Genomic DNA, 10,045 nt, shown 5'->3' with positions numbered 1-10,045 from the left:
AGCTGGCGCAGCATCGGGTGGTCGAGGCCGAGCGCCGCCGCGCCATCGCCGATATTGCGGCGGGCGTTGCCCACGACTTCAATAACCTGCTTGGCGCGATCCTGGGCAACGCGCAGCTCATCGGCCTGGCAAGCACGCTCGACGAGGCGCAAGAGCTGGCGAAGACGATCGAGATGGCCGCCCGCGACGCAGCGACGATCGTGCGGCGGATTCAGGTCTTTACTCGCTCGCGCGACTCAGCCGAGCGTGTTCCGGTCAACATTCACGCGCTGATCAGGAGCGCCGTCAATATCGTGCGTCCCCGCTGGCGCGACGAGGCCCAACTGCGCAGCATCACGATCGATCTCAGCTACGAGCTTGAGCCGGTCGATCCGGTGCTCGGCATTGAGGCAGAGCTGCGCGAGGTGCTGGTCAATCTGCTGATTAACGCCGTGGACGCCATGCCCAGCAGCGGCCCGCTGGTCGTCGGCACCCGCCAGCAGGATGATCAGGTCCTGATCTATGTGCGCGATGCCGGAGTCGGGATGAATCCTGAGGTGCTGGCCCGCGCCGGGCAGCCGTTCTTCAGCACCAAGGGCAGCCAGGGATCGGGCCTTGGCCTGGCGGTGAGCCAGGGAATCGTGCAGCGTCACGGCGGCGAGCTGCTGATCGAAAGCGTCGAAGGCCGGGGCACGGTCGTCACGCTGCAACTGCCGATCGCCAGCCCGCCCGTGCCGGAGCCGATCAGCCAGCATATGGCTGCCAGCCGCACGTGTACGCTGATTGTGGTCGACGACGAGCCGAAGCTGCGCGAGGTGACTCGCCGCATTCTGGAGCACGCCGGGCATCGCGTCTTCGACTTCGGCTCAGGCGCGGAGGCGATCGAGCACCTGCGCGAGCATCCGGTCGATGTGCTGCTGACCGATCTGGGGCTGCCGGGGATGAGCGGCTGGGAGATCGCGCTGGCCGCGCGCGCGGTGCGGCCCGAAACGCAGATTTTGATGGCGACCGGCTGGGGCGATCATATCACCGCCGAGGAGGCGCAGCGCCGGGGCGTGCTGGCCGTGCTCTCAAAGCCTCTCGACCAGGATATTCTGCTTGAGGCGGTGGGGCAGGCGCTCTATCTGGCGCAGATCGAGGAGCAGCAGGCGTAGCGGGGCGGCAGCAGGCCCGCACCCCAATCGCGCCGCCCAGAGAGCACCCCACGCCCAGCGGGCACCCGCCTTTCCCCGCGCTCAGGCAGGCTTCCGCCTTCGCTGTGCAGGCGAGGGGCGGCTTATGTCGAGTGCGGTGCTCCCCCTCTCCTATGCCGCCAGGCGATGGGAGAGGGGGTCGGGGGGTGAGGGCCTCACCCGCTACTGCTTGACAATCCGCCCTTCGATCGCCGCGTTGAACGGCTGCGGCAGCACCTTCACGTAATCGACCAGCGCATCCAGATCGACCGGGCCGGTCACGCGCTCGGTGCCCCTGGTGAGGATCGTGAACGCATCGCCGCCAACCGCCAGGAAGCTGTTGACGGTCACGGTGTAGCTTGCGGCGCGATCGATCGGCGTGCCGCCGGGACCGCGCACCTCCACCACCTTATCGCCAACTGCCCGCGCATCGCTCCACGTGTAGGAGAGGCCCGAAATCTGGAGGAAGCGCGTGCGCACGCTGCCATCCGACTGGGGCTGCCACTGCTGGTTGAGCAGCGTATAGATCTGATCGCCGGTCAGCCGCATCTTGACCAGATCGTTGGCGAACGGCTGCACCGCGTACAGCTCGCCCCAGGTCACTTCACCGGCCTCGATCGGCGCGCGAATACCGCCGGGATTCATAAACGCGAACTGCGTGCCCATCGCCTTGCGCTGCGCGTCGGCGATCAGATTGCCCAGCGCCGACTCGCCCGCCGCGTTCTGCTCGTTGGTGATGCGCGCCGCAGCCGTGCCGATCACGCGGTTCACCAGCGGCGCGACCTGATCCTCGTACTTCTTGACCAGCGCCCCGACCTCCGCGTCGGGCGTCACGCCCTCGTTGAAGGTCGTCACGATCTCGGCCTTCTTCTCCACGATGTCGCGGCGCGCCCGATCGATCGTCACGTCGATGTCGGCGAACGCCTGGCTGTAGGAAAACGCCTGCGTGATCAGCTTGCCGTCGACCACCGCGTTGGTAAACTGGTGCGTATGGCCGCTGGCGATGATGTCGACCTCGTCGTCCACGCGGTTGGCAATATCGACGATCGCGCCGGTCAGTGCGCCTGTCGGCACGTTGCCTGCCTGATTACCGCCCTGGTGGATCAGCACCACGATCGCACGCACGCCAACCTTCTTCAGCTCGGCCACCGACGCATTGATCGAATCGGCCTCGTCGCGGAACTCAAGGCCCGCAATCCCCGTCGGGATCACGATCTCCGGCGTTTGTTTGAGCACCGCGCCGATAAAGCCGATCCGCGCGCCTGCCACGTTGACGATCTTATGCGCCGGGAAGATCGTCTTGCCGGTCTTGGTATCGACCACGTTGGAGGTCAGATACGAGAACTTCGCGCCGCTCCAGCAGCCCGCCGTCGGGTGGCAGCCGCCCTCGACCAGCCGCTTGTACTCGCCGATGCCCTCGTCGAACTCGTGGTTGCCCGACGTGCCGACATCGAAGCCGAGCATGTTCATGAACTCCATCGTCGGCTGATCCTGGAGCAGCGCCGATACCGGCGGGCTGGCCCCGACCATATCGCCCGCGTGGACGGTCAGCGAGTAGGGTGTTTGTGCCCGGCGCTGCTTGATGTAGGCCGCGAGATAGGCCGCGCCACCGACCGGCTTGCCCGCGACGGTGCGGCCCGTCGAGAGCTGGCCGTGGAAATCGTTGACGGCGAAGATCTTCATGCGCAGAGGCACCAGCGCCGCGCCCAGGCGGGTCAGCAGCACGCTGCGCCTGCCGTCCTTCACATGCACCTCCATGCGGGCGCGCTCGAAGTGCTGCGTCATCACCGTATCGCCGTCGATGTTCAGCTCCTCCTGCGGCTGCGAGAGCGGCAGCCCCCACAGCGCCAGCGACTCGCGGTAGCTCACGCCCCGATCGCCGAAGTTGAGGCCCTGCGAGCGCCAGTAGCGCAGGAAATCGCCGCAGACAGAGTGCTGCGTCTCGGCAAAGAAGGCGCAGCCAGATGCTCCGGCATTCACCTTCGGGAAATCGCGCCAGTTGCGGCCCTCGCGCGCCAGCACCTCGTCGTTGGCGCGGCCCAGCAGCACATTGTATGGCGCGGCTTTCTCCGGGTGAAGCTCGAAGCGCTGGCGCTCGAAGTACTGCACCAGGAACGTGCCCTCCGGCGTCTGCTCCTGCCTGGCCGCCTCGAGCGGATAGCCGAAGACCGCCAGGCCGCCGTTGCTCTCCCAGTACGAGCGAAACTCCGGCGCGACACAGGCAGTGACGCCCGGCTGGTTGAAGCAGAGCTCCGCCGGAGCAGCCTGTGGCACCGTGATCACGCCGAACGCAATCGCGATGCCTGCGAGGATACCAATGAGCTGACGAAGACCCTGACCAGAACGGATCGTGCCCACAATGACCCTCCCTCATCTTAGCCAATCACACCGCCCCGTTGCGATGCGCGCCTATGATAGCACCAATCCAGGGCATTCTTGCAAATCGGGCGTTAAGCTCCTGTTAAACGGCGCAAGGCCGCCCCTGAGGACGGCCCTGCGTTTCAAGTTTCAAGTTTCAAGTTCGGAGTTTCAAGTACCAAGTTTCCCTGGCTCTGCCCCTGTCCCTTTGTTCTTTGCTCCGTTGTTCTCCGTCAGGCCGAGTGGAAGCAGCGAGATGTGGGGGACGCCCCACACCCGGCCTGAGGGCACTACGGCGTCACGGCTGCGATACGTCCGTCGATCGTCGGGGTGATCGTGCCCTGCTGCCGGATATAGTCGAGCAGTACATCCGCCATCACCTCGCGCGTCGTTCCCTGACCATCGGCCAGCATGGTGTAGCCGTCGCCGCCCGCGTTGACGAAATCGTTGGTCGCCAGCGTGTAGCTCGTCGCGTCGGCCAGGATCGGCGTGCCGTCGTTGAGCGCCACCGAGACGACCCGCGAGCCGGGAGCGCGCGACAGGTCGTAGGTGAAGCGGAAGCCGGAGATCTGCGCGAAGCGACCGTTGGCGCTCGGCAGCGCGGCCACGCTGTGCTCAAGGATCGCGTGGAGCTGCGCGCCCGTCACGCTGCGGGTGACAACCGAGTTGCCGAAGGGCAGCACCGTAAACACGTCGCCGACGACCAGATCGTATGGCGGGCCTGCCGCGTAGCCTGCGGTCGTGCGGCGCAGCGTCTTATCGAGCGGCGCGTAGCTCGACGGAAGCGCGGCGCGAATACCGCCGCCGTTGGTCAGCGCAAGCTGCGTGCCGTAGCGCAGCCGCATCGAGTCCGCGATCAGGTTGCCGATCGCCACCTCGCGCACGCGCTCGACGTTACCGCCGCGCGGAAACACATCGGTCGCAACGCCGATCCTGGCGTCGAACGCGGCGGCCAACTGCGCGCGATACGGAGCCAGCATCTCGACGATCGCCGCGTCGGGCGTGACAGCGCTGCTCAGCGGCGTCACGAACTGCACCGAGCGGTCCAGCACGCGGCCATTTTCGGGATCGATCGTCAGGCTCGTCTTCGAGTAGGTCGCGCCCTTGCTGCGGTTCTCGACGATCAGCGCGTTGTTGATGACCGTGTTGAACTGCACGTCCGTATGATCGCCGAAGATCACGTCGAAGCCGCCGACGTTATTGGCGAAGTCGATCAGCCGCCCGGTCGGCGCGCCCGTCACGGGATCGGTGCCCTCGATGCCCAGGTGCGTGATCGCCACAAAGACCTGCGCGCCCGCCGCTTTGGCCGCAGCGCGGGCCTTGTTCGCCGCCGGAACCGGATCGGTCACTTCGATCGTGCCGAAGTTGCCGGGAAAGACCAGCGTCGGCGCTTCCGGGTTGGTGATGCCGATCACCGCGACCTTCACGCCGCCGACCTCGAAGATCTCAAAGGGCCTGACGCCGCGCAGATTCTCGTCGACGTTCTTGAGATTGGCCGACACATACTGAAACTCCGCCAGGTTGATCATGCGCTGCAAGTGCGCGATGCCACGGTCGAAGTTGTGATTGCCGAGCGTATCGACATCGAAGCCCATCAGGTTCATCGCCTTGACGGCAGGCTCCTCCTCGAAGAAGCCGGAGAGTGGCGGCGCAGCGCCGTAGGCGTCGCCCGCCGTTAGCGTCAGCGAGTTGGGATTGGCCGCTCGATCGGCCTGCCAGTAAGCCGAGAGCACCGCCGCCCCGCCGACATTGCCCACGCCTGTCACCGACAGCGGATCAAGCTGCGCGTGCCAGTCTGACACCGACAAAAGCTGGATCGTGATAGGCTCGCGCGACACGGCGCTCGTCGCCGCGTGCGTGCCCGAAACTACCACCAGCAGAACCAGCACCAACGAAACCAGGGCAAACAGATGCTTGCGGCCCTGACGCAGACGGATCGATGCCACAGTTGGCCCCTTTCTGATCCACGGACTGAGGATTAGAGAAATTCAGCGGATACCCGATTAGATGATGTGTCGCTATCATACCATACAGCCGTGCGAATGTGGGACCATTGTACTAACAAAAAATATGCACTTCGGCGCGAGCAGCCCGGCGGATCAGGGCTTCAGCGTTTGGGCCAGCGCCAGCGCGCCGTAGAGCACGCTGTCGTCGCCCAGCTCGGCAGGCACCACGTCGATGCGCGCGCCGGACCACGGTGTGATCTGCCGTCGCAGCTCGATCCGCAGCGGCTCGAAGAGCGCGTCGCCCGCCTTGCTGATACCGCCGCCGAGCACGATCCGGCCTGGATTGAGCAGCATAATGCCCGCCTTCAGCCCTAGCGCCAGATCGACCACGTAACGCCGAACGAACGCCTCGTCACGCAGCAGCTCCTTGGCAGGCCGCCCGTGGTCGCGCTCCAGCCACAGCCCGCAGCACATCCGCTCCAGGCAGCCGCGCGCGCCGCACAGGCACTCAGGACCATCCGGGCGGATCGTCAGATGCCCGATCTCACCGGCGTAGGAGTCCGCGCCGTGGTAGATCTGCGCGCCGATCAGCAGACCGCCGCCGATGCCGGTCGAGAGCGTCAGGTAGAGCAGCGGATCGTAGCCCACGCCCGCGCCGTAGGTTCCCTCACCGAGCGCGCCGACGTTCGCGTCGTTGTCCATGATCGTCGGAAGCTGTAGCTCGTGCGCCAGGTAGTCGGAGAGGCGAAAATCTTGCCAGCCGCCGACATGCGTCGAGAGCGCGATTCGCTGCTCGTCGAAGTGGACCGGCCCGCCGAAGCCGACGCCGCAGCGCTGAAGCGCGATCGTCTGCTGCCAGCTTCGCGCGCGCCGCACGATCTGCGCCAGCATCCAGTCCCGTCCGCCCTCGCGATCGGTCGGCTGCGTATCGCGCATTATCATCCGGTCGTCCTCGAAGATCGCCATCGAAAATTTCGTGCCGCCAATATCGATTGCTAGTGTGTTCATGCTTCCTGGTTTGCCTCTCACGCTTTAGAAGTGTCTGCCATATTTTACAGCGTAGCAGCAGGAAGCGAACAGCCACAAACGGGACTGGTCGCGCCTCTTGGGATCAGAACGTGATCGCGCAAATCCTATGCGGCATGGCCTCAGTAGCCGCCCAGTTGCACCATGATCGTGTTGCCCGACGCGCGCTCAAGCTCGGCATACACATCTGCCTGCGCCGTAAAATCGACGCCGGTATTAAGATCGACGACGCTGCCTGCGACATCGGCCCGGCGGCGGTAATCGTTGCCGGTGATCGTCACGATAATGCCCGGCTCGCGAATCTTGAACGGGCTGCCGACGTTGCGCAGCGTATCGCCGTAGCCGGTCCAGCGCAGATCGATCGCCAGCGGAAACGACCGGCCTGTCACCTCATCGGTCATTGTCACCGTCGCATTGAGCACCGCCGACGAAAGATCGTGGCTGGTCTGGAACACGGTTGCCTGGGTAAAGCCATTGGCGTACATCGTGACGGAGCAGCCCGCTTGCCACGGCGGGCAGGTCGTATCGTACTGAAAGATCGCAACTGTGACGTAGGGGAACGGCGTGGGCGTCGGCTCTTGCGGCGGGCTTTGATAGTAGCCGTCGTTCGCCAGGATCGTCGCGTAGGTGACGATCGTGCCATCCGTGCGCTGAAACGTCGCCAGCGCCAACTGATCGCTGCCACGATAGATATGCACCTGCGCCGCCGCGTTGGTCGCAGGCACGACCGACGTCAGATACAGCGCGAGCGCTCCTAGCATCAACACTATCCGCTTCATCGCTTCCCTCCTGATAACGTGGTCCGCATGGGACATCGCCGGATCGGACCAAGGCCGAGGGCGTGGCATCCGGCTGCGGGCAGCGCGGGGAGGCGGGAGGGCAGGGCGTGGCGCATGCACCAGCGGCGAGCCACACGACCAGTATCGCATAGGGTTTAGGGCACGAACCACAGGCAGATGCATGATCCATCGCTCCCCCAAAAGGCGGAGCCTCTCACCGCACAGCCTGCGATCTTCCCCGGCGCTGGCACACGATTTGCCAGCACATGGCCGAGTGGCTCAAACGATACAACCCACACTGAGCGAATGCTCGTGCGACCCTGACAGGAGGGCACAACCATGGGTGAAAATCTCGTAGGCTTGTTCCACGGCGAAGACGATGCGCAGGCAGCCGCGCATGAGCTTCGATCTGCCGGATTTGGCGAAGCGCAGGTGAGCTTGATTGCCAAGAATACGCAAGCTGCCGTCGAGGCGATCGAGCGGCGCGAAATACAGTCCGAGGAGACGATCCAGCCCGAAGCTGCCGTTGGCGTGCAGCAGGACCAGCTAGCCGCCGCGCAGCCCGGCGGCATGTACATGATCGTGCGGGCACACTCAGAGGATCAGGCCCGCCGCGCGCTCGACGTGATGAGTCGATACAACGTCGTCGAGGTCGAGCATCGCGCGCAAGAGTACCTTGAGGGCACCTGGCAGCCCATCGACGAGGCGGCGGCTGCGGGAAGCGACACGGCCCCGATGCAGAGCCGAACGGTATAGCCGGTGGGAGACGCAGGCGATAGCGGCGCTACTCGAAGTACTGGCGTACGTCATCGGCCACTTTGACCGCGCCCAGGGCCAGCATCAGCTTGACGCGCGCTTTGGCTCCGTTCAAGCAGGGCGCGAAGAGGCAGCCCAGGCGGCGCAGATCGTGATACGCACCGACATAGCCGTACTCGTCGCCTAAATCGCCCGCGCCCGTCCGCGAGGTGATCACAATCGGAATGCCGCGCGCACGCGCGTTTTGGAGCAGCGGCAGCCACCAGGGCGGCACGCGGCCACTGCCCAGCGCCTCGATCACCAGGCCGCGCGCGCCGCTCTCGATCGCGGCGCGCAGCAGCCGGTCGTCGGTGCTCTGCGTCACCGTCAGCAGATCGACAGGCTCCTCCAGCCGGCTGAACGGGATCGTCTGGCGCTGTGGCGCACGATGAAAAAACACCGGCACGCCGCTGGCGGTCGAGCCCAGCGGGCCGCTGCTCGGCGCGGCAAACGCGGCAAGCGATTGGGCATGCACCTTCTGCACCTGCGAGGCGGCAAAGATCTGCTCGTTGAATGCCACCAGCACGCCTTGATCGTGCGCGGCCTCCGACCCGGCCACGCGGATCGCGGCGGCAAGATTGGCGATGCCGTCGTATCCGACGGCGTTGGCCGTACGCATCGCGCCCGTGACCACAATCGGCTTCGACGCGGAGATTGCCAGGTCCAGCAGATAGGCCGTCTCCTCAAGCGTATCCGTCCCGTGCGTCAGCACCACGCCCGCCACGTCGGGAAGCTGCACCCGCGACTCGACGCGCCGCACCAACTCCATGACCATCGGCGTCGTCAGATGGCTGCTCGGCAGGTTCGCAAATTCTTCAAAGACAACCTGATGCTCGCCGCGCGGCAGGAGCGCGAGAAAATCCTGGCCCTTGAGGCTAGGCACAGCGCCGCCAACCATCGGGCCTCTCTTCATCGCGATCGTTCCGCCAGTTGTTATACAGATGATATGGGACACAGTTGCTCCTTGTGGATGTGCTGCCGCTGCCCATGATCAGGAGAATTGCGGCCTTCTGTAGTATAACGCCTTATGCCTGCTCCCAGGGTAGCTAAGAGGGCAGTTTCGGCGTAGTACATTCTTCCCAAGATCGTGTGCGTGCTTTGGCCCCGTGGGTCCGGGCTATATGTGTACGATCAAGGATCGACGACGCGCCGCGCGACATACATCTCGCGCAGGCTACGCTCGTTGGGCGGCTGCATCGTAAAACAATCATACACCCCCTCGACCGCAAAGCCCGCCGCCTCCAGCAGCGCACGCACGGTCGCCTGGGGATAGCCGCGCTCGACATGCACCTCGCGAAAGCGCCGGAAGCGTCCCGGCGCGACCTCGATAAACCCGGTCAGCACCAGCGTCGAGTGGCCGGTCGCCCGATCGTAGTGGCTTTGCATCACCTGGATCGCGGCGTCGAACTCCTCGACCTCGACGCCCTGCCAGTAGTGCTCTAAAAAATAATCGGTGGCGAGATCGAAGCAAAAGAGGCCGCCCGGCACCAGCGACCGCGCGACCGCCTCCAGGCAGCGCCGCAGATCGGCCTCGTCGATCAGGTAGTTCAGCGTATCGTAGCAGCATGTCACCAGATCGACGGGCCGCGCCAGCGCAAAATCGCGCATATCGCCCTGCACGAAGCGCAGATCGAGCGGCTCCGCGCGCTGTGCCGCCTTCCGTCGCGCCTCGGCCAGCATCCCCGCCGACCGATCGATGCCCACCACCTGCCAGCCTTGCTCGGCCAGCATTACGGCGAGCGTGCCCGTGCCGCAGGCGAGATCGAGCAGCGCCCTGCCCGCGACCGGATGCCGACGCAGCAGATCGCGCAGGTACAGCTCCATGAGCACCGAGAAGCTCAGTTGCCCTGAGCGATCGTACAGCGCCGCATATTCATCGTATTGCATGGCGTCTATTATCGTCGATCTTGAGCGTCATCTAACGTGAGATCAATGCTCGCCGGATCTCTGCCGGATCGGGTTCCTGATCCAAGCGTCGGAGCGGCATCCG

At 65.1% G+C, this 10,045-nt stretch carries 8 protein-coding genes; 2 read left to right on the top strand and 6 right to left on the bottom strand.

Going from position 1 to position 10,045, the window contains the following annotated elements:
- A partial coding sequence (locus tag VFZ66_20710; GenBank protein HEX6291618.1) for an ATP-binding protein occupies nt 1-1,133 on the top strand: 1,133 nt, incomplete at its 5' end.
- Nucleotides 1,134-1,334: 201 nt separating this feature from the next.
- Here the strand turns inward: VFZ66_20710 and VFZ66_20705 are convergent.
- The 4 genes from VFZ66_20705 to VFZ66_20690 all read right to left on the bottom strand — a co-directional run bounded on the left by VFZ66_20705 (nt 1,335) and on the right by VFZ66_20690 (nt 7,260).
- On the bottom strand, nt 1,335-3,509 hold the full coding sequence (locus VFZ66_20705; protein ID HEX6291617.1) for a bifunctional metallophosphatase/5'-nucleotidase: 2,175 nt from the start codon (nt 3,507-3,509) through the stop codon (nt 1,335-1,337).
- A gap of 290 nt (nt 3,510-3,799) precedes the next feature.
- A complete protein-coding gene (locus VFZ66_20700; GenBank protein HEX6291616.1) occupies nt 3,800-5,455 on the bottom strand; it encodes a 5'-nucleotidase C-terminal domain-containing protein in 1,656 nt (551 codons plus the stop codon).
- A 153-nt stretch (nt 5,456-5,608) separates the two neighbouring features.
- Entirely contained in the window at nt 5,609-6,463 is an 855-nt protein-coding gene (locus VFZ66_20695; GenBank protein ID HEX6291615.1) for an ROK family protein, read from the bottom strand.
- A gap of 140 nt (nt 6,464-6,603) precedes the next feature.
- The gene (locus VFZ66_20690; protein HEX6291614.1) at nt 6,604-7,260 is read right to left on the bottom strand and encodes a hypothetical protein; all 657 of its coding nucleotides are present in this window, start codon (nt 7,258-7,260) and stop codon (nt 6,604-6,606) included.
- 339 nt (nt 7,261-7,599) lie between these two features.
- Between VFZ66_20690 and VFZ66_20685 the strand changes: the two genes are divergently transcribed.
- Nucleotides 7,600-8,016 (top strand): hypothetical protein, encoded by a 417-nt coding sequence (locus VFZ66_20685; protein HEX6291613.1) that lies wholly within the window; start codon nt 7,600-7,602, stop codon nt 8,014-8,016.
- Between the two features lie 28 nt (nt 8,017-8,044).
- Here VFZ66_20685 and VFZ66_20680 read toward each other — a convergent pair whose 3' ends face one another.
- Nucleotides 8,045-9,010, bottom strand: a complete 966-nt coding sequence (locus VFZ66_20680) for an asparaginase (GenBank protein ID HEX6291612.1) — start codon at nt 9,008-9,010, stop codon at nt 8,045-8,047.
- 176 nt (nt 9,011-9,186) lie between these two features.
- Nucleotides 9,187-9,942: a methyltransferase domain-containing protein gene (locus VFZ66_20675; protein ID HEX6291611.1), complete on the bottom strand. Its 756-nt coding sequence runs from the start codon at nt 9,940-9,942 to the stop codon at nt 9,187-9,189.
- Nucleotides 9,943-10,045: the final 103 nt, after the last annotated feature.

The sequence above is a fragment of the Herpetosiphonaceae bacterium genome, assembly GCA_036374795.1.
In the GTDB taxonomy this organism is placed as follows: Bacteria; Chloroflexota; Chloroflexia; order Chloroflexales; family Kallotenuaceae; genus LB3-1.
Note: the sequence above shows the minus strand (reverse complement) of the source record. Positions and strands in the feature narration are given on the sequence as shown.